The sequence below is a fragment of the Streptomyces sp. NPDC056600 genome, assembly GCF_042792855.1.
GTDB lineage: Bacteria > Actinomycetota > Actinomycetes > Streptomycetales > Streptomycetaceae > Streptomyces.
Genome location: NZ_JBHTVQ010000012.1, coordinates 1 through 24,989 on the forward strand (window position 1 = coordinate 1; position 24,989 = coordinate 24,989).

General features: G+C 73.6%; 21 protein-coding genes. 13 read left to right on the forward strand and 8 right to left on the reverse strand.

The genetic code is table 11. The features are described 5' to 3' along the window. Nucleotides 1-41: 41 nt before the first annotated feature. Nucleotides 42-1,682, reverse strand: coding sequence for a phospho-sugar mutase (locus ACFRAV_RS08890; protein WP_382552888.1), 1,641 nt, complete (start codon nt 1,680-1,682; stop codon nt 42-44). A 202-nt stretch (nt 1,683-1,884) separates the two neighbouring features. Continuing rightward, nucleotides 1,885-2,697 (reverse strand): purine-nucleoside phosphorylase, encoded by an 813-nt coding sequence (locus ACFRAV_RS08895; RefSeq protein WP_382552890.1) that lies wholly within the window; start codon nt 2,695-2,697, stop codon nt 1,885-1,887. 160 nt (nt 2,698-2,857) lie between these two features. On the opposite strand from ACFRAV_RS08895, the gene ACFRAV_RS08900 reads away from it, so the two are divergent. Continuing rightward, nucleotides 2,858-4,294: an NAD(P)H-quinone dehydrogenase gene (locus tag ACFRAV_RS08900; protein WP_351117096.1), complete on the forward strand. Its 1,437-nt coding sequence runs from the start codon at nt 2,858-2,860 to the stop codon at nt 4,292-4,294. 230 nt (nt 4,295-4,524) lie between these two features. Further along, on the forward strand, nt 4,525-5,484 hold the full coding sequence (locus tag ACFRAV_RS08905; protein WP_351117094.1) for a DeoR/GlpR family DNA-binding transcription regulator: 960 nt from the start codon (nt 4,525-4,527) through the stop codon (nt 5,482-5,484). Between the two features lie 683 nt (nt 5,485-6,167). On the opposite strand, the gene ACFRAV_RS08910 is transcribed toward ACFRAV_RS08905, so the two are convergent. Continuing rightward, nucleotides 6,168-7,940 carry an acetyl/propionyl/methylcrotonyl-CoA carboxylase subunit alpha gene (locus tag ACFRAV_RS08910; RefSeq protein WP_382552893.1) on the reverse strand — a complete coding sequence of 591 codons (1,773 nt, stop codon included), beginning with the start codon at nt 7,938-7,940 and terminating at the stop codon, nt 6,168-6,170. Between the two features lie 427 nt (nt 7,941-8,367). Here ACFRAV_RS08910 and ACFRAV_RS08915 point away from each other — a divergent pair, with 427 nt between their 5' ends. Continuing rightward, on the forward strand, nt 8,368-8,847 hold the full coding sequence (locus ACFRAV_RS08915) for a hypothetical protein (protein ID WP_382552895.1): 480 nt from the start codon (nt 8,368-8,370) through the stop codon (nt 8,845-8,847). Between the two features lie 873 nt (nt 8,848-9,720). Here the strand turns inward: ACFRAV_RS08915 and ACFRAV_RS08920 are convergent. The 3 genes from ACFRAV_RS08920 to ACFRAV_RS08930 all read right to left on the reverse strand — a co-directional run bounded on the left by ACFRAV_RS08920 (nt 9,721) and on the right by ACFRAV_RS08930 (nt 13,060). After that, nucleotides 9,721-10,572, reverse strand: a complete 852-nt coding sequence (locus ACFRAV_RS08920) for an enoyl-CoA hydratase/isomerase family protein (protein WP_382552897.1) — start codon at nt 10,570-10,572, stop codon at nt 9,721-9,723. 59 nt (nt 10,573-10,631) lie between these two features. Next, entirely contained in the window at nt 10,632-12,011 is a 1,380-nt protein-coding gene (locus ACFRAV_RS08925) for an adenylate/guanylate cyclase domain-containing protein (RefSeq protein ID WP_382552899.1), read from the reverse strand. 155 nt (nt 12,012-12,166) lie between these two features. Continuing rightward, entirely contained in the window at nt 12,167-13,060 is an 894-nt protein-coding gene (locus tag ACFRAV_RS08930; RefSeq protein WP_382552901.1) for a biotin--[acetyl-CoA-carboxylase] ligase, read from the reverse strand. A 149-nt stretch (nt 13,061-13,209) separates the two neighbouring features. On the opposite strand from ACFRAV_RS08930, the gene ACFRAV_RS08935 reads away from it, so the two are divergent. The 6 genes from ACFRAV_RS08935 to hutH all read left to right on the forward strand — a co-directional run bounded on the left by ACFRAV_RS08935 (nt 13,210) and on the right by hutH (nt 19,029). Next, complete coding sequence (locus ACFRAV_RS08935; RefSeq protein WP_382552903.1) at nt 13,210-14,814, forward strand: acyl-CoA carboxylase subunit beta; 1,605 nt, start codon at nt 13,210-13,212, stop codon at nt 14,812-14,814. Nucleotides 14,815-14,828: 14 nt separating this feature from the next. After that, a complete protein-coding gene (locus ACFRAV_RS08940; protein WP_382552905.1) occupies nt 14,829-15,041 on the forward strand; it encodes an acyl-CoA carboxylase epsilon subunit in 213 nt (70 codons plus the stop codon). A gap of 290 nt (nt 15,042-15,331) precedes the next feature. Continuing rightward, on the forward strand, nt 15,332-15,478 hold the full coding sequence (gene mmpB / locus ACFRAV_RS08945; protein WP_351117080.1) for a morphogenic membrane protein MmpB: 147 nt from the start codon (nt 15,332-15,334) through the stop codon (nt 15,476-15,478). Continuing rightward, on the forward strand, nt 15,475-16,116 hold the full coding sequence (locus tag ACFRAV_RS08950; RefSeq protein ID WP_382552908.1) for a Maf family protein: 642 nt from the start codon (nt 15,475-15,477) through the stop codon (nt 16,114-16,116). The genes mmpB and ACFRAV_RS08950 overlap by 4 nt, the downstream gene beginning before the upstream one ends. A gap of 89 nt (nt 16,117-16,205) precedes the next feature. Beyond that, entirely contained in the window at nt 16,206-17,450 is a 1,245-nt protein-coding gene (locus ACFRAV_RS08955; RefSeq protein WP_382552910.1) for a diguanylate cyclase domain-containing protein, read from the forward strand. Between the two features lie 10 nt (nt 17,451-17,460). Continuing rightward, nucleotides 17,461-19,029, forward strand: coding sequence for a histidine ammonia-lyase (gene hutH / locus ACFRAV_RS08960; RefSeq protein WP_382552912.1), 1,569 nt, complete (start codon nt 17,461-17,463; stop codon nt 19,027-19,029). A gap of 54 nt (nt 19,030-19,083) precedes the next feature. Here hutH and ACFRAV_RS08965 read toward each other — a convergent pair whose 3' ends face one another. Next, nucleotides 19,084-19,830: a hypothetical protein gene (locus ACFRAV_RS08965; RefSeq protein ID WP_382552914.1), complete on the reverse strand. Its 747-nt coding sequence runs from the start codon at nt 19,828-19,830 to the stop codon at nt 19,084-19,086. Between the two features lie 70 nt (nt 19,831-19,900). Next, the gene (locus ACFRAV_RS08970; protein ID WP_382552916.1) at nt 19,901-20,257 is read right to left on the reverse strand and encodes a hypothetical protein; all 357 of its coding nucleotides are present in this window, start codon (nt 20,255-20,257) and stop codon (nt 19,901-19,903) included. Nucleotides 20,258-20,366: 109 nt separating this feature from the next. Here ACFRAV_RS08970 and ACFRAV_RS08975 point away from each other — a divergent pair, with 109 nt between their 5' ends. The 4 genes from ACFRAV_RS08975 (at nt 20,367) to ACFRAV_RS08990 (ending at nt 24,717) form a co-directional block, all read left to right on the forward strand. Then, nucleotides 20,367-20,762 (forward strand): hypothetical protein, encoded by a 396-nt coding sequence (locus tag ACFRAV_RS08975; RefSeq protein ID WP_382552918.1) that lies wholly within the window; start codon nt 20,367-20,369, stop codon nt 20,760-20,762. Between the two features lie 212 nt (nt 20,763-20,974). Then, nucleotides 20,975-22,228, forward strand: coding sequence for an Ig-like domain-containing protein (locus ACFRAV_RS08980; protein WP_382553055.1), 1,254 nt, complete (start codon nt 20,975-20,977; stop codon nt 22,226-22,228). 246 nt (nt 22,229-22,474) lie between these two features. After that, nucleotides 22,475-23,968 carry an ABC transporter permease gene (locus ACFRAV_RS08985; protein ID WP_382552920.1) on the forward strand — a complete coding sequence of 498 codons (1,494 nt, stop codon included), beginning with the start codon at nt 22,475-22,477 and terminating at the stop codon, nt 23,966-23,968. Nucleotides 23,969-24,051: 83 nt separating this feature from the next. After that, nucleotides 24,052-24,717: an ABC transporter ATP-binding protein gene (locus tag ACFRAV_RS08990; RefSeq protein WP_382552922.1), complete on the forward strand. Its 666-nt coding sequence runs from the start codon at nt 24,052-24,054 to the stop codon at nt 24,715-24,717. Nucleotides 24,718-24,989 lie beyond the last annotated feature (272 nt).

The following is a 24,989-nucleotide window of genomic DNA, read 5'->3' on the forward strand; positions in this document are numbered from 1 at the left end:
CTGCTCCAGCAGTGAAACCGGGGCTCACCCCACTCGGGGGATCAGAGGCCGGCGGCGTCGGCCAGGTCGGTGCGGAGGGCGGTCAGGGTTTCGGCGGCGCGGGCGCGGGCGGCGGGGAGGCCGGCGTGGTCCGCGACCGGGACCACGGCCTCCAGGTAGCACTTCAGCTTCGGCTCCGTGCCGCTCGGCCGCACGATCACCCGCGCGCCGTCCAGCGTGTAGCGCAGCCCGTCGGTCGGCGGCAGCGTCTGCGTGCCCTCGGACAGGTCCTCGGCCCTGGTGACCGCGAGGCCGGCCAGGCGGGTGGGCGGGTTCTCCCGCAGCCGCCGCATCGCGTCGGAGATGACGGACAGGTCCGCGACCCGCACCGACAGCTGGTCGGTCGCGTGCAGACCGTGCTCCACGGCGAGGTCGTCGAGCAGGTCGAGCAGGGTGCGCCCCTGCTCCTTGAGCCCGGACGCCAGCTCGGTGATCGCCAGCGCGGCGGTGACGCCGTCCTTGTCCCGCACGCCGTCCGGGTCGACGCAGTAGCCGAGGGCCTCCTCGTAGCCGTAGCGCAGGCCCTCCACGCGGGAGATCCACTTGAAGCCGGTGAGCGTCTCCTCGTACCCGAGGCCCGCCGCCCCGGCGATCCGGCCGAGCAGCGAGGACGACACGATCGACTCGGCGAAGGTGCCGCGCGCGCCCCGGGACACCAGGTGCGCGGCGAGCAGCGCGCCCACCTCGTCGCCCCGCAGCATCCGCCAGTCGCCGGAGCCGTCCGGCACCGCGACCGCGCACCGGTCGGCGTCCGGGTCGTTGGCGATCACCAGGTCGGGGGCCGGGACGGCCTTGCGCGCGGTGGCGAAGGCGAGGTCCATCGCCCCCGGCTCCTCCGGGTTGGGGAAGGCCACGGTCGGGAAGGCCGGGTCGGGCTCCGCCTGCTCGGCGACCAGCACCGGCTCGGGGAACCCGGCGCGGGCGAAGGCCGCCAGCACCACGTCCTTGCCGACGCCGTGCATCGCCGTGTAGACGGTCCGGGCGGTCCGCGCGGAGCCCGGCGCGAGCACCGCGTCGGTGCGCGCCAGGTAGGCGTCCAGGACGGAGTCGTCCAGGATCTCCCAGCCGGACTCCGGCCGTGGCACGTCGTGCAGCGAGGCCACCGCCGCGATCTCGGCGGCGATCTCAGCGTCGGCCGGCGGGACGATCTGCGAACCGTCGCCCAGGTACACCTTGTAGCCGTTGTCCCGCGGCGGGTTGTGGCTGGCGGTGACCTCGACGCCGGCCACCGCACCCAGGTGCCGGATCGCGAACGCCAGCACCGGCGTCGGCAGCGGCCGGGGGAGCACGGCGGCGCGCAGTCCCGCGCCGGTCATCACGGCGGCGGTGTCCCGCGCGAAGTCGGCGGACTTGTACCGGGCGTCGTAGCCGACGACGACCAGCCCGTCGCCCTGGCCGCGGGCGCGCAGGTGGGCGGCCAGGCCGGCGGCCGCGCGGATCACCACCGAGCGGTTCATCCGCATCGGGCCCGCGCCCAGTTCGCCGCGCAGGCCGGCGGTGCCGAACTGGAGCGTGCCGGCGAAACGCTCGGCGAGCGCGGCCTCGTCGCCCGCCTCGATCAGGGCGCTCAGTTCCGCCCGGGTGTCCGGATCCGGGTCTTCGGCGAGCCAGGCCTGCGCCCGGGCGATCAGGGTGTCCTGCACGGTGGGTACGTCCTCCGGTTCGGTGTTCGGTTCGCGGTGGGGCGGGTTCCCCCGCACGGGGATTCCGCTCCCGGTCCGTGAACCCGGCCTGCCCGGGGCGGGTCGTCCTGCCGGGGGCCGGCCTCCCCGGGACGGGAAGTCCGCCGGGGCGGAGCCGCACCCTCGTGGGGGCCCGCCCCGGCGCGCGCGGGGCGCGGCGCGGTCAGAGTCGCGGCAGCAACCGGGCGAGGAGCTCGCCCATGCGGGTGGCGCTGTCGCGGCCGGCCTGCAGGACCTCCTCGTGGTTGAGCGGCTCGCCGGTCATGCCGGCCGCCAGGTTGGTGACCAGGGAGACGCCCAGCACGTCGGCGCCGGCCTCGCGGGCCGCGATCGCCTCGAGGGTGGTGGACATGCCGACCAGGTCCGCGCCGATCGCGCGGGCCATCCGGATCTCGGCGGGCGTCTCGTAGTGCGGGCCGGGGAACTGCGCGTAGACGCCTTCCTCCAGGCTCGGGTCGACCTCACGGCACAGCTCGCGCAGGCGCGTGGAGTACAGGTCGGTGAGGTCCACGAAGTTCGCGCCGACGATCGGGGAGGTGGCCGTCAGGTTGATGTGGTCGGAGATCAGCACCGGCTGGCCGGGACGCATGCCCTCGCGCAGGCCGCCGCAGCCGTTGGTGAGCACCACCGTGCGGCAGCCCGCGGCGGCCGCGGTGCGCACGCCGTGGACCACGGAGGCGACGCCGCGGCCCTCGTAGTAGTGGGTGCGGCCGAGGAAGACCAGGACCCGGCGGTCGCCGAGCAGGTACGACCGGACGCGCCCGCCGTGGCCTTCGACCGCCGGGGGCGGGAAGCCGGGGAGCTCGGTGACCTCCAGATCGGTCTCCGGAGTGCCGAGGGCGTCGACGGCCGGGGCCCAGCCCGAACCCAGCACCAGGGCGACGTCGTGGGTCTCGGCGCCCGTGAGCTGCCGGAGGCGGTCGGCCGCCGCCGTGGCGGCCGCGTAGGGGTCGTCCCGAAGAAGAGAAGCGTTCACCCGCCAGACCCTATCCCTTCTACCCCTACGCGCGTAGATCCGAGAGGGTTCGCGGCCCGATCGTTGCCGTGTCGTTTCCGTCCTCGCACAGCGGCCCCGGCGCCCCCATGAGGCGGCGTCGGCGGACCCCGGGCGGTGTGATCTTGAAGGGTGCGGGACAATGGGGCACGTGACTCGGATCGTGATCATTGGTGGCGGGCCCGGCGGATACGAGGCGGCCCTGGTCGCCGCGCAGCTCGGCGCGGAGGTGACCGTCGTCGACGCGGACGGTCTGGGCGGTGCGTCGGTGCTGACCGACTGCGTGCCGTCGAAGACGCTCATCGCGACGGCCGAGGTGATGACCACCTTCGACTCGTCGTACGAGGAGCTGGGGATCATCGTCGCCGACGACACCCCGCACATAGACTCTCCCGCCCGCGTCGTGGGCGTGGACCTGGGCAAGGTGAACCGCCGTGTGAAGCGGCTGGCGCTGGCCCAGTCGCACGACATCACCGCCTCCGTCACCCGGGCGGGCGCCCGGGTGCTGCGGGGCCGCGGCCGCCTGGAGGGCCTGCAGGCCGCCGACGGCTCGCGCAAGGTGGTCGTGCGGGCGGTGGACGGCAGCGAGGAGACGCTCACCGCGGACGCCGTACTGATCGCCACCGGCGGCCATCCCCGTGAGGTGCCCGACGCTCGGCCCGACGGCGAGCGGATCCTGAACTGGACCCAGGTGTACGACCTCGACGAGCTCCCCGAGGAGCTCATCGTGGTCGGCTCCGGCGTCACCGGCGCCGAGTTCGCCGGCGCGTACCAGGCGCTGGGCTCCCGCGTCACGCTGGTGTCCAGCCGCGACCGGGTGCTGCCGGGCGAGGACCCGGACGCCGCCGCGGTGCTGGAGGACGTGTTCCGCCGACGCGGCATGAACGTGATGTCCCGCTCGCGCGCCGCGTCCGCCAAGCGGGTGGGTGACCGGGTCGAGGTCACCCTCTCCGACGGCCGGGTCATCAGCGGCACGCACTGTCTGATGGCGGTCGGCGCGATCCCCAACACCCACGACATGGGCCTGGAGGAGTCCGGAGTCCGGCTGAAGGACTCCGGCCACATCTGGACCGACAAGGTCTCCCGGACCACCGCGCCCGGCGTCTACGCGGCCGGCGACGTCACCGGCGTCTTCGCGCTGGCCTCGGTGGCGGCCATGCAGGGCCGGATCGCGATGTACCACTTCCTGGGCGACGCGGTGGCCCCGCTCAACCTGAAGGCCGTCTCCTCCAACGTCTTCACCGACCCGGAGATCGCCACCGTCGGCTACACCCAGGCCGACGTGGACGCCGGCAAGATCGACGCCCGGGTGGTGAAGCTGCCGCTGCTGCGCAATCCGCGCGCCAAGATGCAGGGCATCCGGGACGGCTTCGTGAAGATCTTCGCGCGGCCCGGCACCGGGATCGTGGTCGGCGGCGTGGTGGTCGCCCCGCGCGCCTCCGAGCTCATCCACCCGATCTCCATCGCGGTGGACAACAACCTGACCGTGGAGCAGATCGCAAACGCGTTCACGGTGTATCCCTCGCTGTCCGGCTCCATCGCCGAGGTGGCGCGTCAGCTGCACACCCGCAAGTCCTGACGCCCCCTTCTCCACCGCGGCGCCGGCCCCAACTCGGGGCCGGCGCTTGGCGTTTCCGGGCCCGTGCGGAGCCGGCCGACTTCGCCGATCACGGTCCGTCGCCGCCCATGCGTGTGGCATAGTCCCCCGCGCGACGCCTTATACCACCCTGGACCCTCGAGTGCGTACATCTTCTGCAATTCGCCGCAAACTGCTGAAACCCGGCGGTCGTTGGGGTTACTGTCAGTTTCGTGTTCGCTGCAGAACGTCGTCAATTGATCCTCGAAATGGTGCGCGCCAACGGAGCGGTGTCGCTCCGTGAGCTCGCCCGCGTCGTCCAGACCTCCGAAGTGACCGTGCGGCGGGACGTGCGCGCGCTGGAGGCAGAAGGACTCCTCGACCGCCGTCACGGCGGTGCGGTACTGCCCGGCGGGTTCACGCGGGAGTCGGGCTTCCCGCAGAAATCCCATCTCGCCACCGCCGAGAAGACCGCCATCGCCGACCTCGCCGCGGGCTTCGTCGAGGAGGGCGAGGCCATCGTGGTCGGGGCGGGCACCACCACGCAGGAGCTGGCCCGCCGGCTCGCGCGGGTGCCGGGTCTGACGGTGGTCACCAACTCCCTCCTGGTGGCACAGGCGCTCGCCCATGCCAACCGGGTGGAGGTCGTGATGACCGGCGGCACCCTGCGGGGCTCCAACTACGCGCTGGTGGGCAGCGGGGCGGAGCAGTCCCTGCAAGGGCTGCGGGTCTCCAAGGCCTTCCTGTCGGGCAGCGGCCTGACCGCCGAGCGGGGCCTGTCCACCTCCAACATGCTCTCCGCGTCCGTCGACCGTGCGCTGGTGCAGGCCGCCTCCGAGGTGGTGGTCCTGGCGGACCACTCCAAGCTGGGCACCGACACGATGTTCCAGACGGTTCCGACGGAGCTGATCACCCGTCTGGTGACGGACGAGCCGCCGGGTCACGACGAGCGCTCCGCGACGGAGTTGCAGGCGCTGGCCGACCAGGGGGTGCAGATCGCGGTGGCCGGGACGCCGGGGTCGGAGCGGGCGGAGCCGCCGGGGAGCGGGCGTCAGCGGCGGGACGTGCCGCTGCCGGGGCCGCGGCGGGGGCACGCGCCCGGGGGGCCGCAGCTTCGCGCCGCGTCCGTCCTCGGGGAGGGCGCCCAGCAGGAGCGGACCGCGGCCCGCGTCGCCGACATGCGCCGCCGCTGACCCCGCCCCTCTGAAGGGACTTCCCTTTCACGGAGCAGGGGCTCCCTTCAGCGGGGCCCGGCCCGAGTGCGGAGCCGGCCCGAACGCCGCGTCACCCCGCCCCGCCCTGGGGCGACGGCGCCGGTTGCACCCCCATCACCCCTGCGGGCACTTGTGCAGCCTCGCCCTGAGGGACGGTGCCGGTTCCACCCCCTGCGCCCCTGCGGGCAATCGTGCCGCTGGGCGGCACGGGTGGGCGCAGGGCCTCACGTCCTCACGAGTCGGCTCGCACCCGGAACCTCAGTTCCCTCCTGAGAGGGGGCGGGTCGGGGGAACAAGCGGCGCTGCCCACCGGGGCTCAACCCTGTGCCGCGCTGCGGTACGGATCCCGTGCGTACGGCAGGGTCGGCCTGCGCATGGTGGAGCGAGCCGCCCGCCGCGGAGGCGCCGCCCTGCGCCCGCCTCCCCCAAGGACTTCGTCCAGGGGGTACCCCCATCGCCCCCCCTGGGCGGCCCAGCCGCCCGCAGGGGGTGGAAGGCGCGGCCCCCGCAGGGACAGGACGGCACGGGCGCCCGGAGGCGGAGCCGCCCGCAGGCGTGTGCGGCGGGTCGGTCGTGACTGCGGGGACGGCGTGGGCCGGAATGCGACGCCGCCCGCGCCGGTGGGGGCGCGGGCGGCGGGGTGGACGGGGTCCCCGGTGGGGTCAGTCCTTGATTTCGCAGATGGCGGCGCCGGAGCTGATGGAGGCGCCGATCTCCGCGGAGAGCCCCTTCACCGTGCCGGACCGGTGCGCGTTCAGCGGCTGCTCCATCTTCATGGCCTCCAGGACGACGATCAGGTCGCCCTCCTTGACCTCCTGGCCCTCCTCGACCGCGACCTTGACGATCGTGCCCTGCATGGGAGAGGCGAGGGTGTCGCCGGACGCGGCCGGCCCGGACTTCTTCGCGGCGCGCCGCTTCGGCTTGGCGCCCGCGGCCAGCCCCGTGCGGGCCAGGGACATGCCGAGCGAGGAGGGCAGCGAGACCTCCAGCCGCTTGCCGCCGACCTCGACCACGACCGTCTCGCGGTCCCCCTCGTCGTCGCCCTCGGCGTCGGCCGGGGCCGCGAACGGCGGGATCTCGTTGACGAACTCGCTCTCGATCCACCGGGTGTAGATGGTGAACGGGTCCTCGGAGCCGGTGAGCTCCGGGGCGAACGCCGGGTCGCGGACCACCGCTCGGTGGAACGGGATGGCGGTGGCCATGCCCTCGACCTTGAACTCGTCCAGGGCCCGCGCGGCCCGCTGCAGGGCCTCCTTGCGGGTGCGGCCGGTGACGATCAGCTTCGCGAGCAGGGAGTCCCAGGCCGGGCCGATGACGCTGCCGGACTCGACGCCCGCGTCCAGGCGGACACCCGGACCGGACGGCGCCTCGAAGACGGTGACGGTGCCCGGCGCGGGCAGGAAGCCGCGGCCCGGGTCCTCGCCGTTGATGCGGAACTCGAAGGAGTGGCCCCGCAGTTCGGGGTCGCCGTAGCCGAGCTCCTCGCCGTCGGCGATGCGGAACATCTCGCGCACCAGGTCGATGCCGGCGACCTCCTCGGTCACCGGGTGCTCCACCTGGAGACGGGTGTTGACCTCGAGGAAGGAGATGGTGCCGTCCGCGCCGACCAGGAACTCGACGGTGCCCGCGCCGACGTAGCCGGCCTCCTTGAGGATGGCCTTGGACGCCGCGTACAGCTCCTCGACCTGCGCCTCGGAGAGGAACGGCGCGGGGGCCTCCTCGACCAGCTTCTGGTGGCGGCGCTGCAGGGAGCAGTCACGGGTGGAGACCACGACCACGTTGCCGTGCTTGTCGGCGAGGCACTGGGTCTCGACGTGACGCGGCTTGTCCAGGTAGCGCTCGACGAAGCACTCGCCCCGGCCGAACGCCGCGACGGCCTCACGGACGGCGGAGTCGTAGAGCTCCGGCACCTCTTCGAGGGTGCGGGCGACCTTCAGGCCGCGGCCGCCGCCGCCGAAGGCCGCCTTGATGGCGATGGGCAGGCCGTGCTCCTTGGCGAACGCCACCACCTCGTCGGCGCCGGACACCGGGTCCGGGGTGCCGGCGACCAGCGGGGCGCCCGCGCGCTGCGCGATGTGACGGGCGGCCACCTTGTCGCCGAGGTCACGGATGGCCTGCGGCGGCGGACCGATCCAGTTCAGCCCGGCGTCGATCACCGCCTGCGCGAACTCCGCGTTCTCGGACAGGAAGCCGTAGCCGGGGTGGATCGCGTCCGCACCGGAGTCCGCGGCGGCCTTGAGCACCTTGGCGATGTCCAGGTAGCTGGTTGCCGGGGTGTCACCGCCGAGGGCGAACGCCTCGTCCGCGACCCGCACATGCAGAGCGTCCCGGTCGGGGTCGGCATATACGGCCACGCTCGCGATACCGGCATCCCGGCACGCCCGGGCGACGCGGACTGCGATTTCGCCACGGTTGGCGATGAGCACCTTGCGCACGATTGAGGCTCCCTCCTTGAAACAAGCCGAGTTTAGGGACTGCCGACACGTCACTACGACCCGTACACAGTGGTGAGCTTGCCCACACGGAGTGTGAAGCGAGGGCCTGGCGGCGGGTGCCGAACCGTGAAATCCCTTGTAGCACCGGGCGGTGCGGGACTCCCCCCGGAAACCCTAGCCCGGCGATGTGGCCCAGGTCTCTGTAAAGCCACGCCGCCGCGGGCCGTGTTTCTTTGTCGGGTCCCTACGAACACCTCGTGGAATCTTTGCGGTCGCCGGAACTCTTGTCGCTTCTCTTACCCGTGAGTAACGTTCACGCCACCTTGGGAAGTACCCCGGGTAATACGCCGGGCGGGCCAATGGGAGCCTTGCGGAGGGCTCTTCCAGCCCCAGGGCACGGCGGAATCAGCGGAAGTGGGTGGGGCCGGTGGTGCGCAGGACGGTGGGCTTCGTCCTGGCGGTGGCGATGTTCGCCGAGGCGGCCGGGGTGGCGTGGCTCAACTGGTTCTTGGCCATGATGGTGCAGAACCAGCAGATGTCGCTGGCGGGCCTCGACCCGGACATGGTGGCGCGGTCGTCGCGCGTGGGGGCGGTGCTGTTCGCCCTCTTCTTCGTGGGGTGCGGCGTGCTGGTCGTGGTCTCCACGGTCCGGAACCGCGCGCCGGGACGGTTCGGTACGGGCGTGCTGGTGACGGTGGCCGTGGTGCACGGAGTCCTCGGCGCGGCGGCGTTCGCGCTGGTGGGGGTGAAGGCGTTCGCGGTCCTCGCGGCGGTGCTGGTGCTGATCCTGCTCTTCCTGTCCTCGCCGGGACGGCCGCGGGCCGCCGGCCCCGACGCCGCCTCCGGCTCCGGGGCCGAGCAGCCGCCGGCGGCGCCGTCCGACCCGGCCCCGGCCGTCGCGGGCTGACCCCGCCGCACGACGGGGGCCGGGCGGGGCACCGCCGACGCGCGCGGGGCGGCGCCACCGGTCCACCCGGCCGGCGCCGCCCCAGCCGCCGGCCGGCGGCGCCCCGTTCGGAGCGACACCCGCGTGCCGTTCACGTGGCCGGCCACGGGGGCGCCCCGCCCACCCCTCCACCGCGCCGCGACCCGCCGCCGAGGCGGGTCAGCCCCCGCTCCGTCGCGGCCCGAGCCGCCGTCGACTCGGCGCGAGCCCCGCTGCACCCAGGCCCGACCCGCCGTCGAGGCGTACGAGCCCCCTTCGACCGCGGGCCGACCGCTCTGTCGGGGCGGTGCGAGTCCCGCTCCACCACGAGCCGACCTGCCAGTGGCGGGAGCAGGCTTCCTCCACCGCGCCTCGATCTGCTGTCGAGGCGGGTCAGTCCCCGCTCCGTTGTGGCCCGAGCCGCCGTCGAGGCATGCGAGCCTCCTTCGACCGCGGCCCGACTCGCCGTCGAGAGGGGACAAGCGCCGCTCCACCGCCACTTGACCCGCGGTCGAGCCGGGCGCGGGCCGCTCCACCGCGGACCCGCTCCCCGTCGAGCCGCAGCGCAGCGGAAGTCGACCCCCGCCCTCGCACCGGAGTGACACATCGTCCGGGGCCGCGCCCGCCGAACCGGGCGCTCGAGCGTCGCCCCACCGTGCACCCACCCGCCGTCGAGCCGGGTCATGCCTCGCCCCATCGTGCCCCGACCCGCCGTCGAGGCGGCGGACGCCGGCGCGGTGTGCCCGGGCAGCCGCACCGGCACCACCAGACGTCGCCCTCGCGCGCCGTTCAGCCGTGCCGTGCCGGGCGGGGCAGGGCAGGGCCGTGCCGTCGTGGCCCGGCCCGGCCCGCGGTCTACTCGCCCGGCCAGTTCGGGCGGCGCTTCTCGTTGAACGCGGCGACTCCCTCGGCGCGGTCGCCGGAGAACGCCACCGTGCGCCACGCGTTGTCCTCGAGGTCGAGGCCGGAGGGGAGGTCCTTGCCCCAGCCGAGCCGCATCGCCCGCTTGGCGGCGCGCAGGCCCACGGGGGAGTTCGCGGCGATCCGTGCGGCGAGGGCCAGGGACTCCTCGCGGTCCGTGCCCTCCTCCACGAGCAGGTCGACCAGGCCCAGGTCACGGGCCTCGGCCGCCTCCACCCGCCGCGCGGTGAAGATGAGCTCGGCGGCCCGCGCCGCGCCCACCCGGCGCGGCAGCAGCTGCGTGCCGCCGCCGCCGGGGATGACGCCCACCGACACCTCCGGCAGCCCCACCACCGCCGTGCGGTCCGCGACGATCAGGTCGCAGGACAGCGCGATCTCGAAGCCGCCGCCCAGGGCGAAGCCGTGCACCGAGGCGATCGTCGGCATCGGCAGTTCCAGCACACCCGTGTACGCGGCCCGGTTGACGGGCCGCTGAAGCCGCAGCTGCGCGTCGCTGAAGCCGTTCCGCTCCTTGAGGTCCGCGCCCACGCAGAACGCCCGCTCGTGACTGGAGGTCAGCACGACCACGCGGGCGTCCGGGTCCGCCGACAGCGCGTCGCAGGCGGCGGTGAGGGAGCGGGCCATGTCCGTGGAGACCGCGTTCATCGCCCGCGGACGGTCCAGCACCAGCTCGGCGACGTACCCGTGGCGGACCACCCGCACGAACTCCCCGTACCGCTCGCCGTCCTTCGGCTCCGCCTGCTCCGCGCCCCGTGCGCGTTCCGCTGGGGCCTGGTGCTCGCTCATGGTGGACGACCTCCTGGTTCGACGACTGCACTGTTGTCGCCGGGGATCATCTCAGGGCGTCAGGGGCGGTTGCCCCGCCGGGTGAGCAGCCACGGCTCGACCACGCCGAGGCCACGCACCGGCCGCTGCCACATGGGCTGCAGGGCGAACCGGTACCGCTCCTCCTCGTCCTCCTTGACCTGCTCCTCGGCGGCCGGCGCGTCCTGGGTGCGGCGCAGCTCCTGGGCCAGCTCGCTGTCGACCAGGACGGCGTCCTTCGGGGCTATGGAGGTGAGGCGGGAGGCCAGGTTCACCGTCGTGCCGAAGACGTCGCCCATCCGGGTGGTGACGGTGCCGAAGGCCATGCCGACGCGCAGCTCGGGCATGGTCTCGTCGTGGGAGAGGGTCTCGATCAGACGCAGCGCGATGTCGGCGGCGACGCCCGCGTCGTCGGCGACGTAGAGGACCTCGTCGCCGAGGGTCTTCACCAGCCGGCCGCCGTGCGCGGCGACCAGGTCGGCGGCGGTGGTCTCGAACGCCTCCACCAGCTCGCCCAGCTCCTCCTCCTCGAGGCGGCGGGTCAGCCGGGTGAAGCCGACCAGGTCGGCGAAGGCGACGCACAGGCGGCGGTCGACCATCTCCTCGTCGTCGGCCGTCTGGATGACGCGCCCGGTCGCGGCGGCGAGCTGGCGGCGCCAGACGTAGACGAGGAACTCCTGCAGCTCGGGCAGGAGCAGTTCGATGAGCGGGTAGGTCACCTCGGTGCGGGTCATACCCGGCTCGGGGGGCTCGGTGAGGCCCTCCAGGAAGGAATCGATCTGCCATTCCGCCAGACGGGCGGTGGTCTGGCCGGTCGAGCGGGCGACCTGCACCGCCATGGCCTCGCTGAGCAGGCCCGCCTCGACGAGACCGGCCAGGCGGCGCAGGGCGAGCACGTCGGCCTCGGTGAGGGCCTTGGCCTGGCCGATGTCGGCGAAGCCCATGGCGCGCCAGAAGCGGGAGGCCAGCTCCATGGAGACGCCCGCGCTGCGGGCCGCCTGGAAGGGGCTGTAGCGGCGCTCGGCGCCGAGGATCAGGGACTCCAGGCGCAGGGCCAGCGGGTCCTCGTCGGACGTGCCCGTGGTGTTCTGCGCGGCGGTGCGGTCGGCGGCGGTGGGTTCCTCGCCGTGGTCGGAGCCGGAGAACGGGCGCTCGTCGCCGGCTCTGCCGGGCCGGCCGGCGCCGTCCGTGGACCCGGCGGCGCCCTCACCCTCGGAGCCGCCGTCGGCGTGTGCCGCGGAGCCGTCGGAGTCACGGGAGCCGGAGCCCGGGCCGGAGTCGGCCGCGGCCTCAGCGGCGGCGGGCCGGGGGCCGGGGGAGGCGTCGGCGGAGCGGTCGGCAGCGCGGCCGGGGCCGGGCCGGGGGTCGCCGTCCGGTCCGGGATGTCCGCCGGTGCCGGAGCCCGCGTCGTCGACGGTCACGCCTGTTGCCCTTCCGATCTGCCGAGGTCAGGTTTGGACCGGCCTCAACTCTACGGCAGGTGTGCCGCAGCTCACTCCCCGATCGCACCGCCGGAGTGGTGTGCCCCGGGCGCACCGCTCCGAGGCCCTCACCACCCCGCGTGGGCGGGCGCGCGTCACGCCGGGCGGAGGTGGACGATGTCGCCGGCGGAGACGGGGTGGCGGGAGCCGTCGGCGGCGGTGATGACGAGGCGGCCGTCGCCGTCGAGCGCGGTGGCCTCGCCCACCAGGTCGTCGCCGCCCGGCAGCAGGGCGCGCACCTGCCGCCCGAGGGTCGCGCAGCCCGCCGCGTACGTCTCCAGGAGCCCGCTCATCTCGGGGTCCCCGCCGACCACCCGCCAGCGGGTGTACCACTGCTCCAGGGAGCGCAGGACGCCGCGCAGCAGCGTGTCGCGGTCGGTGACCTCCGCGCCCGCCAGCGCGAGGGAGCCCGCCGTCGGCACGGGCAGCTCGTCCGCACGGAGCGTGACGTTGAGGCCGACGCCCACCACCACGCCCTCGGTGCCGGCCCGTTCCGCGAGGATCCCGCCGGCCTTGCGCTCCTGCCCGTCGACCGTGACCAGCAGGTCGTTGGGCCACTTCAGGGCCGTGTCGAGACCGGCCGTGCGGGCCAGCCCGGTCGCCACCGCGACGCCGGTGAGCAGCGGCAGCCATCCCCAGCGGGTCACCGGGACGTCGTTGGGGGCCAGCAGCACGGAGAAGAAGAGCCCCGAGCGGGCGGGCGCCGACCACACCCGGTCCAGCCGCCCCCGCGCCGCGGACTGCTCCTCGGCCACCAGTACCGCTCCCTCCTCGGCCCGGCCCGCGCGCGCCGCCGCGACCAGGTCGGAGTTGGTGGAGCCGGTGACCTGCGCGACGTCGAGGGCGGTCCACACGGAGTCCTCCCGCACCAGCGCCCGCCGCAGCGCGGCGGCGTTCAGGGGCGGGCGGCCGAGGTCCGACCAGCGGCCGGCGGCCGGGACCCCGTCGCCGGGGGAGGAAGGGCGTTCTGAGCGATCACGCGGCGTCATGCAACCCAGCGTAGGTGTGGGATACGCCGCACTGCCGGACAGGCGGTCCGCCATTACGCTACGGCTGAGTAACCATCCTCCCGCCGACACCCCACTCCACGCCGAACACCGACGTCACCACACACCACCAGCAGGGAGCCGCACCCCCGATGGCCGAGCCGGAAGAGCTGCAGCAGGGCGACATTCACACCACCGCGGGCAAGCTGGCGGATCTCCGGAACCGCATCGAGCAGGCCACGCACGCCGGTTCGGGCAAGGCGGTGGAGAAGCAGCACGCCAAGGGCAAGCTGACCGCCCGTGAGCGGATCGAACTCCTCATGGACGACGGCTCGTTCGTGGAGCTCGACGAGTTCGCCCGGCACCGATCCACCAACTTCGGCCTGGAGCGGAACCGGCCGTACGGCGACGGCGTGGTGACCGGCTACGGCACCGTCGACGGCCGTCCGGTCGCGGTGTTCTCCCAGGACTTCACCGTCTTCGGCGGAGCCCTCGGCGAGGTCTACGGGCAGAAGATCGCCAAGGTGATGGACTTCGCGCTGAAGACCGGCTGCCCGGTCATCGGCATCAACGACTCCGGCGGCGCCCGCATCCAGGAGGGTGTGGCCTCGCTGGGCGCGTACGGCGAGATCTTCCGCCGCAACACGCACGCCTCGGGCGTGATCCCGCAGATCAGCCTGGTCGTCGGCCCCTGCGCGGGCGGCGCCGTGTACTCGCCCGCCATCACCGACTTCACCGTGATGGTCGACAAGACCTCGCACATGTTCATCACCGGTCCCGACGTCATCAAGACGGTCACCGGCGAGGACGTCGGCTTCGAGGAGCTGGGCGGCGCGCACACCCACAACTCCCTCTCGGGCGTGGCCCATCACATGGCCGGCGACGAGAAGGACGCGGTCGAGTACGTCAAGCAGCTGCTGTCGTACCTGCCGTCGAACAACCTGAGCGAGCCGCCGTCCTTCCCGGAGGAGGCCGACCTCACGGTCACCGACGAGGACCTGGCGCTGGACACGCTGATCCCGGACAGCGCCAACCAGCCGTACGACATGCACACCGTGCTCGAACACATCCTGGACGACGGGGAGTTCTTCGAGACGCAGCCGCTGTTCGCGCCGAACATCCTCACCGGCTTCGGCCGCGTGGAGGGCCGCCCGGTGGGCGTGGTCGCCAACCAGCCGATGCAGTTCGCAGGCTGCCTGGACATCAAGGCCAGCGAGAAGGCGGCGCGGTTCGTCCGGACGTGTGACGCGTTCAACGTGCCGGTGCTGACGTTCGTGGACGTCCCCGGCTTCCTGCCGGGCGTCGGCCAGGAGCACGACGGCATCATCCGCCGCGGCGCCAAGCTGATCTACGCCTACGCGGAGGCCACCGTCCCGCTGATCACCGTGATCACCCGGAAGGCGTTCGGCGGCGCGTACGACGTGATGGGCTCCAAGCACCTGGGCGCCGACCTCAACCTGGCGTGGCCGACGGCGCAGATCGCGGTGATGGGCGCGCAGGGCGCGGTCAACATCCTGCACCGCAGGACCCTCGCCGAGGCCGAGGCCAACGGCGAGGATCTCGAGGCGGTGCGGGCGCGGCTGATCCAGGAGTACGAGGACACCCTGCTGAACCCGTACATCGCCGCGGAGAACGGTTACGTGGACGCGGTGGTCGCACCGTCCCAGACCCGCTCGCAGATCGTCCGCGGGCTGCGTCATCTGCGCACCAAGCGGGAATCACTTCCGCCGAAGAAGCACGGCAACATCCCGCTCTAGGAAGGGTCCTGGCTATGACGATCAAGGTCGTGCGCGGCAACCCGACACCCGAGGAGCTGGCCGCCGCACTGGCGGTGGTCCGAGCCCGCGCCGCGGCCGTCGCCGCGGCGCCGGGGGAGGGGACCGACGGGACGCGGGACGCCTGGTCCGACCCGGCCGCCCTGGCCGCGCGTCGGCTCCCGCAGCCGGGCCCGGGCGCCTGGGCCCGCACCTACTGGCCCGCCTGACCCGCACCCCCGGGGCGGACGGGGCCGGACGACACGCAGGGGCCGGTGGGCGACCACCGGCCCCTGCGCCGTTCCCGCGACGCCGCTCCCGCGACGGCGCGCGTCCTGCCCCGCCGCCCGAGCGCCCCGTGCCGCGCCGCGCCGCCCTGCCCCGCCCCGAGCCGTGACGCGGGCCACTCCGCCGCGGTAACCCGTGTGACCTGCGGGGACGTGGGTGACGGGGGATACCGGGGGCGGCCTGAGTACGCGTACTCAGGCGGCGGGCGGGGCGGGGCCGCATGCTCGGTGGTGTGCTCTGGTCCGACCCCGATCCCCAGGCCGGGCCGCCCGAGGAACTGCGCAGGACGCAGGTCATGCTCCGGCGGCTCGGCGTCCTGATGGCCCTCGCGATGATCCTCGCCATGGTGGTCCTCGGCGTCGATACGCTGCCCCTATGACCGATCAGATCGACCACCGGCCCGCCGGCCACGCCGCCGGCCGGCCCCGCCGCCTCGTCCTGGCGTCCCAGTCCCCCGCCCGGCTCGGACTGCTCCGGCAGGCCGGGTTCGCCCCCGAGGTGATCGTCAGCGGCGTGGACGAGGACGCCGTGACCGCCCCCACCCCCGCCGAGCTGGCCCTGGCGCTCGCCGAGGCCAAGGCCTCCGTGGTCGCCGCCCGCCCCGATGCGGCCGGCGCCCTGGTGATCGGCTGCGACTCCGTGCTCGACCTGGACGGCGAGCCGCTGGGCAAGCCGGCGGACGCCGCCGAGGCCACCGCCCGCTGGAAGGCCATGCGGGGCCGCGCGGGCGTCCTGCAGACCGGCCACTGCGTCTACGACACCACCACCGGCCGGTACACCTCCGGCACCGCCTCCACCGTGGTCCGCTTCGGCGACCCCACCGACGAGGAGATCGACGCCTACGTCGCCACCGGCGAGCCGCTGCACGTGGCGGGCGCGTTCACCCTGGACGGGCGGTCCGCGCCGTTCGTCGAGGGGATCGACGGCGACCACGGCAACGTCATCGGTCTCAGCCTCCCGCTCCTGCGGCGCCTGCTCGGCAAGCTCGACGTCAGCGTCACCGAGCTCTGGGTCTGACCCGTCCGCCGGGCGGCCCGGTCACGGAAAGTGACCGCCGCTCGCTCTCCGACGTCACGTTTGTGCCGAAACATCCCTAGCCTGAACGTATGGCAGAGGAGAACCGCCTGCGCGCGGTCGTCACGCTGGCCCAGGGCATGGCCGCCGCCAGGACGCCCCGGGAGTCCTGGCGGGCCGCCGCCCTGGGCGCGAGTCACGCGCTGGGCGGCAGCTTCGCCGCGCTGTCGGTGTGGGAGCGGGAGATGGGCCGGCTCCGCGTCCTGGTCAACGTCGGCGAGCGCGCCCCGGACGAGGAGGAGTTCCCCCGCTCCGAGGCCTACCCGGTGCACCAGTTCCCGGAGATCACCGAGTTCCTGCACGACCGCTGGGCCAACGGCGGGGAGCCGGACGCCTGGGTGGAGACCGTCGACGGCGGCCCGGCGAAGGGGTCTCCCGGCGACCGTGCCGGGTACTGCCACCAGCGGGTCGCCGCGCTGCGCCGCCGGGGCCGCGGCTGCTGCGTGATCGCGCCGATCGTGCTGCACGGCCGCGCCTGGGGCGAGCTGTACGTGGCCCGGCCGCTGGGCGCGCCCGTCTTCGGCCGCTCCGACGCCGACTTCGCCACCGTCCTGGCCGCCGTGGTCGCCGCCGGGCTCGCCCAGATGAAGCGCCTGGAGGAGGCCGAGCGCCTCGCCTTCACCGACGCCCTGACCGGCCTCGCCAACCGCCGCGCCGTCGACGCCCGCCTGGACGAGGCCATCGAACGGCACCGCAGGGAGGGCGCCGTGGTCAGCCTGGTGGTCTGCGACCTCAACGGGCTCAAGCAGGTCAACGACACCCTGGGTCACGCGGCGGGCGACCGCCTCCTGGAACGGTTCGGCTCGGTGCTCTCGCTGTGCGGGGCGATGCTGCCGGACGCGCTGGCCGCCCGTCTCGGCGGCGACGAGTTCTGCCTGATCGCGGTCGGCCCGTCCACCGAGGAGGTGGTGCGCGCCGCCGAGGAGCTGTGCCGGCGCGCCCGGGACCTCGAACCGGGCGAGGGCGTGGCCTGCGGGATCGCCACCACGGAGGAGCCGGTCGGCCCCGTCACCTCGGCGCGGCGGCTGTTCCGGCTGGCCGACGCCGCCCAGTACCGCGCCAAGGCCGGGCGCACCGCCGGACCCGTGGTCGCGGGCGTCGAAGGACCGCAGGACCCGGTCCTGCGGCTGGCCGACGCACCCCCGCCGGAGGGCGGCGGGGAACGGCGCGCGCTGCGTGGCCGGGACCTCCCGCCGCCGGGCGCCGACCGCCCCCTCGGGGACGCGTCGCCGGGTGTGGTCCAACCCACCGATGACACTGACGAATTCAAGCTCTAGGCTCCTGAATATGGATATGCACACCGGTTCGACGGAAACTGTGGTGGTGGGAACCTCCGGCCTCACCCCCGAGCAGGTGCTCGCCGTGGCACGGCACGGCGCGCGCGTGGAGCTCTCGGACGAGGCGGTGCGCGAACTGACCGCGTCCCGCGAGGTCATCGACGCCCTCGCCGCCAAGCCCGATCCCGTCTACGGCGTGAGCACCGGCTTCGGCGCGCTGGCCACCCGGCACATCGGCCCGGACCTGCGCACCCGGCTCCAGCGCAACATCGTCCGCTCGCACGCGGCCGGCATGGGCCCGCGGGTCGAGCGCGAGGTGGTGCGCGCCCTGATGTTCCTGCGGCTCAAGACCGTCTGCTCCGGCCGCACCGGCGTGCGCCCCGAGGTCGCCCAGGCCATGGCGGACCTGCTGAACGCCGGCATCACCCCCGTGGTGCACGAGTACGGCTCCCTCGGCTGCTCCGGCGACCTCGCCCCCCTCTCGCACTGCGCGCTCGCCCTGATGGGCGAGGGCGAGGCCGAGGGCCCCGACGGCGAGCTCCGCCCCGTCCGCGAGCTGCTCACGGCGCACGGGCTGCGCCCCGTCGAGCTCAAGGAGAAGGAGGGCCTGGCCCTCCTCAACGGCACCGACGGCATGCTCGGCATGCTGCTGATGGCCCTGGCGGACCTGCGCCTGCTGTACACCTCCGCGGACGTCACCGCCGCGATGACCCTGGAGGCGCTGCTGGGCTCCGAGCGCGTCCTGGCGCCCGAGCTGCACGCCATCCGCCCGCACCCGGGCCAGGCGGACTCCGCCGCCAACATGCTGGCCGTGCTGCACGGCTCGGAGATGACCGGACAGCACCAGGGCGACGAGCCCCGGGTGCAGGACGCCTACTCGGTGCGCTGCGCGCCGCAGGTGGCGGGCGCGGGCCGGGACACCCTCACCCACGCCGAGCTGGTGGCCGGGCGGGAGCTGGCGGCCGCCGTGGACAACCCGGTGGTGCTGCCGGACGGCCGCGTCGAGTCCAACGGCAACTTCCACGGCGCGCCGGTCGCCTACGTCCTCGACTTCCTCGCGATCGCCGCGGCCGACCTGGCCTCCATCGCCGAGCGGCGCACCGACCGGCTGCTGGACAAGGCCCGCTCGCACGGGCTCCCCGCGTTCCTCGCCGACGACCCCGGCGTCGACTCCGGGCTGATGATCGCCCAGTACACCCAGGCGGCCCTGGTCAGCGAGCTCAAGCGGCTCGCCGTCCCCGCCTCGGTGGACTCCATCCCCTCCAGCGCGATGCAGGAGGACCACGTCTCCATGGGCTGGTCCGCGGCGCGCAAGCTGCGGCACGTGGTCGACAACCTGGCCCGGGTCGTCGCCGTGGAGCTGGTCGCCGCCTCCCGCGCGCTGGAGCTGCGCCGCGCGGCCACGGGGCTGGGCGCCGCGCCCGCCACCTGGGCCGTCGTCGAGGCCGCCCGCGCGGCCGGTGTCGAGGGACCCGGCCCGGACCGCTACCTCGCCCCCGACCTCGCGGCGGCCGAGGCCTTCGTCCGCGAGGGCGGCGTCGCCCGCGCGGCCGCGGCGGTCACGGGTCCGCTGAGCTGACGGCACGTCCCGCCACCGGGCCGGTCCTCACGGGGCGCCGGTCCGGTGGCCGCGTCAGCCTCGGCTCAGCTTCTCCGACTGGGCCGTCACGACCGCGGCGTCGAGCTCGTAGGGCGTGCCGTCCGTCATCTTGCCCATGTTGAGGGTGACGTAGGCGGCCACGTTGTTGCCGTGGCGCACCACCTGGCAGTAGACGCTGCTGGTCGTCGGGGAGTTCGGGGTCGGGCCCTTGCCGCTCAGGGAGAAGGCGACGGCCTCGTCGGCGCCCTTCGCCCCCACCGCCTTCCGCGGGGTCACGGCGGTGTAGCCCGTCGAGCTCCGGTCCCGTGCCGTACGGCTGACCCACTCGTGGCAGGCTTCGACCGCGTCGGCGACCGTCCTCAGCGTCCGCTGTGCGCCCTGCCCGTGGTACGAGGCCAGGTTGACCGAGGTGACGTCCACCCGCAGCGCCTCCTTGAAGTCCGCGCCAAGATCAGGATCTCGTAGAGCCACGCGGACGGTCTCGGCGGCCGGGGTGCCGACCGCGCCACCCTTGTACACCTGCGCGAGCGGCCCGCAGAACCTGTCGGGCTTCGCCTGGTCCTTCGTGCCGGACCCGTCCTGCTGCACGACCTCGACGGCGAAGCCCTCGAGGTCGTGCCCGGTGAGACCGAGTTCGGTGAGCTCCTTCTCGGAGAGCGCCACGGGCGCGGATGCGGCGGCCTCGGCGCCGGAGCCGCAGCCGGTGATCAGAGCCAGGGTCAGGGCCGCCGCGACTGCGGCGACGACGGCGCCCGTACGCGCCCGCGGGGTGATCTTCACCGTCGGACTATGCGGTCTCCGTCACAAGCGGTCAAGGGAGTGCACGCCCGCCTCCCGAGCGGCTCTCCGTCTACAGCCCCATGCGTTCCCGCCGGACCGAGTACGCCACGAACGCCGCCCCGATGCCGAGGAACGCGGTGCCGCCCATGATGTACGGCGTCGTGTCGAAGGCGCCGGTGTCGGCGAGCTCGGTGCCGTCGGCCTGGGAGTGGACCGTGGTCGACGTCGAGGTGGTGTCGGAGACGGTGGTCATGGTGCGCACCCCGGAGGCGTCCTCCGCGCCCGCGGCGGCGGGAGCGGCGGCGGCGGACCGCGGTTCCGGTTCCTCCGGCGTCATCGTCGCGTTGGCGGACGGGACGAAGGAGAGGGCACCCAGCAGGGCACCCGCGGCAGCGGCGGTCAGCAGTGAGCGGCGCGTCGTGGACACGGATATCGATCCCCTTGTGGCGCTGGCGAATTGACCGTGTGACCTGATGCTAGTGAAAGGCGCGGGTCGCGGGAAACCCGAGGGCCCGGACCACCGTACTCTCCCTGCCATGACTGCAACCGAAAACAGCCGCTTTGTCCGTATCGACGTCCAGCTGATCGTGGAGGTCGACGACCCGGAGGCGCTCCGGCGCGCCGCTCAGGACCGGATCGCCGCGGACGGCGCCCTGCCGGACGGCGAGCGGGGGCGGATCGGGGCCGTGGTGACGCATGACACTGCGGAGGCCCTGGCCTACCTCGTCGACCCGTTCGACCTGGTGGGGGCGCTGCCGGGGATCGAGCTGACCCACACCTCGTGGAGCGCGGAGCACGTGGACGGGGGTCTGGATTCGCTCGACGGCGACCTGTACGGCGATGATGGCGAGCACGAGGAGGACTTCCCCGGCGATCGGACCGGCGGTCCCGTCGCAGGCGGGGACGTGACGGTTCGCATCGGCATCGGCTGACCCCTGGCGGGGAAGGCGACCCCTACGGAACGATGTCTTCCGGTCCTCCGCGGACCGTTCCGGCGGTCCGCGGCGTGGCGCATTGCACAATTCACCGCGAGACGGAACCGGAACGGCCCGTCCTGGCGTTGAGAATGCTGACGGGGGTGTATGCCCGCACCGGGTCGCGGCACGGGCGGGGGCCTCCCCACGGGGTCGGGTGACCAGCGATGATGGAGATACGTGTGAAGACGGTCGGTGAGCGGCGGCGGCGCAGGGGTCTGGCGGTCGCGTCCGCACTTCTGGGCGGCGTGATGGTCCTGTCCGGTTGTGGAGGGGGCGACGAGCCCGCCCGTCCGGACGCCCAGGAGAGGGCCGACGAGGCGGCCGCGAAGGAGACGTCGGTCGCCGAGATCTCCGTCACGCCCAAGGACGGCACGGACAACGCGTCGATCAACAACGCGGGTCACGTCTCCGTCAAGAAGGGCAAGCTGACCGAGGTCGAGGTGAAGACCAAGGACGGCGAGGCGGTCGAGGGCGAGATGTCCGGCGACAAGACCTCCTGGAAGCCCACCACGCAGCTCGAGCGGGCCACCACCTACGAGGTCTCGGTGACGGCCGAGGACTCCAAGGGCCGGGCCTCCCACGAGAACGCCACCTTCACCACGGTCTCGCCCTCCAACAGCTTCATAGGCAACTTCTCCCCGGAGGACGGCTCCACCGTCGGTGTCGGCATGCCCGTGTCGATCAGGTTCGACAAGGAGATCACCGACAAGAAGGCCGTCCAGCAGGGCGTCGACGTCTCGGTGAGCAGCGGCCAGGAGGTCGCCTGCCACTGGTTCAGCACCACCCGGATGGACTGCCGTCCCCAGGACTACTGGAAGGAGGGGGCGACGGTCACCATGAAGCTCGCGCTGGACGGCGTCGAGGGCGCGCCGAACGTCTACGGCGTCCAGCAGAAGACCGTCACCTTCCACATCGGCCGCAACCAGGTCTCCATCGTCGACGCCGAGACCAAGCAGATGAAGGTCACGCGCAACGGCGAGACCGTCCGCACCATCCCCATCTCCGCCGGCTCGCCCGAGAACAAGACCTACGAGGGCCAGATGGTGATCTCCGAGAAGTACAAGGAGACCCGGATGGACGGCTCGACCGTCGGCTTCACCGACGGCGACGGCAAGGGCGAGTACGACATCAAGGATGTGCCGCACGCCATGCGGCTGACCACCTCCGGCACCTTCATCCACGGCAACTACTGGGGCCAGGGCGTCTTCGGCAACGTCAACACCAGCCACGGCTGCGTGGGCCTGGAGGACGCCAAGGGTGCGAAGGACCCGAACAAGCCGGGCGCCTGGTTCTTCGACAACTCGATGATCGGCGACGTGGTGGTCGTCCAGAACACCGGCGACAAGACGGTCGCCCCGGACAACGGGTTCAACGGCTGGAACATGCCGTGGGACCAGTGGGTGGCGGGCTCCGCCGTCTGATCCCGACGGCGATGACCCCCCGGCCCTGACGTGGCGCCGCCCCCGAGGCGGTGCCGGAGGCGCCCGGTGCCGCGTGCACGACGCACGCGTCACCGGGCGCCTCCGCCGTTTCCGGGGCTCCCGCGTTGGGGAAGCTCCCGCGTTCTCGGAGCTCTCGGGTTCTCGGAGCTGTCGGCACTCGCGTTCTCGGGGTTTTCTCACACAACCCACGGGGGTCTACCAGCCCGCCCCTCTAGCGTCCCGCGCATGTTCCTCACCTATCTCCGCCGCGAACTGCGCCGCCGCAGAAAGGCGTCGCTGGTCGTCGCCTCCGGTCTGGCGCTCGGCATCGCGTTCGTCATCGTCGTCAACGCCGTGTCCTCCGGCATGGGCAGGGCACAGGACCAGGTCCTGCAGTCCCTCTACGGACTGGGCACCGACATGACCGTCACCAAGGCCCCCGAGGCGCCCTCCGGCGACGGGGACGACAACGGCGGCAGGCCCAGATTCAGGTTCGACGCCAAGCCCGGTGAGGACAGCGACGACGGCGACCAGCAGAGCAGCGACCGTGTGATGGTCCAGGGCTTCCAGACCCTGTCCGCCTCCACCGCCGCGAAGGTCGCGAAGGCGGACGGGGTGGCCGACGCGGTGGGTGGGCTCAGCCTCAACGTGATGAAGGTCGACGGCCAGTTCACCCGCGGCGAGTTCAAGCAGGACCAGGGCGGCGGCGGCCGTCCGGGCGCCGGCGGCGGTCCCGGCGGCTCCGTGGAGGGCGGCGGCGCCGACTTCTCCATCGACAGCTTCAGCGTGTACGGCACCGACGTCACGCAGCCCGGCCTCGGCCCGCTGACCTCCTCCGAGATCACCTCCGGGCGCGGCTTCGAGAAGTCCGAGACCTCGGCGAAGACGGCCGTGGTGGACAGCGCCTATGCCAAGGAGAAGGAGATCGGGACCGGCGACAAGGTGACCGTCGGCGGCACGAAGTTCACCGTCGTGGGCGTGGCCACCGCCTCCAGCGGCGACGCCGCCGCCGACGTCTACATCCCGCTCGCCCAGGCGCAGACGCTGGCCGACGCCAAGAACAAGATCACCACCGTCTACGTCCAGGCGGACGACGCGCAGCAGTTGGACGCGGTGAAGAGCGCGGTGCTCAAGGCCGTGCCGGACGCCACCGTCACCACCTCCGAGGACCTCGCCGACACGGTGTCCGGGTCCCTGTCCACCGCCTCCGGGCTGGCCGTCACGGTCGGCCGGTGGCTGTCAATCGTGGTCCTCGCCGCCGCGTTCCTGGTGGCCGGCCTGCTGACCTCCTCCGCCGTAGCGCGCCGGGTCCGCGAGTTCGGCACCCTCAAGGCACTGGGCTGGCGCTCGCGCCGGGTCACCGGCCAGGTGGTCGGCGAGGCCGTGGTGACCGGCCTCCTCGGCGGCGCGCTGGGCATCGCGCTCGGCCTCGCCGGCGCGTGGGCCGTCACGGCCTTCGGGCCCTCGCTGACCGCACAGCTGGGCGGCTCCGCCGGCTCCGGCGCGGGCGGTGCGGGCGGTCCCGGCGGCGGCATGGGCGGCATGGGCGGCGGCCCCGGCGGCGGGATGCGGCAGGCGGCCTCCCGGTCGCTCGACGTGGCCCTCACCGCTCCCGTGAACCTCTCCATGATCGCGCTGGCGGTGGGTCTGGCCGTCGCGGGCGGCCTGGTCGCGGGCGCCTTCGGAGGGTGGCGTGCCTCCCGGCTGCGCCCCGCCGACGCCCTGTCCCGCGTCGCCTGACGGGTGCTCCGCACAACCCTCCCAGCACCCGGCCCGCCCCTCTCCGCCCTTCCTTCCGCCCTCTCAGCAGGAGCAACGACACCATGTACGAACTCACCGGCGTCACCCGCCGCTACACCCGCGGCAAGGGGGTCGTGGACGCGCTGGCCGGCATCGACCTCACCATCGCCGACGGCGACCGCCTGGTCATCCAGGGCCCCACGGGCGGCGGCAAGTCGACCCTCCTCCAGATGCTCGGCGGCCTCGACCGCCCCACCGCCGGCAGCGTCGTGCTGGACGGCGTGGACCTCGCCCAGCTGTCCGAGGCGCGGCTGACCCGGATCCGCAGCGAGAAGATCGGCTTCGTCTTCCAGGGCTTCAACCTCATCCCGACCCTCACCGCGCAGGAGAACGTCGAGACGGCCCTGGTGCCGCTCGGCGTGAACCGCAGGGAACGGCGCGAGCGGGCCGCCGAGGCCCTCGCCTCGGTGGGACTGGGGGAGCGGCTCGGGCACGTGCCGAGCGAGCTCTCAGGCGGCCAGCAGCAGCGGGTGGCCATCGCGCGCGCCCTGGTCAAGCAGCCCAGGGTGCTCCTCGCCGACGAGCCCACGGGCAACCTCGACGAGACCACCCGCGACGAGATCATGGCCGTGCTGGAGACCCAGTGCAAGGAGCACGGACTGACCTTCGTCATGGTCACCCACGACTCCCACCTGGCCAAGCAGTCCCCCCGCGTGGTCACCCTCCGCAAGGGCCGCATCGCGAGCTGAGCCGGAGGCTCGCGCCGGACCCGGGCCCCGCGCCGGACCCGGGCCCCGCGCCGGACCCGGGCCCCGCGCCGGACCCGGGCCCCGCGCCGGACCCGGGCCCCGCGCCGGACCTGGGCCTCGCTCCGCCCCGGGTTCCGTGCCGTCCGCCGCCGTTGCCGGAGCTCTGCGTGACTCCCCGCTGCCCCGTGTCCTGGTTCCCTCCGATCCGCCATGCGGAATGAACCGGGTCGCGGGGCAGTTGTCTCTCTGAAGGACGTCCGCGCCACGCGCAC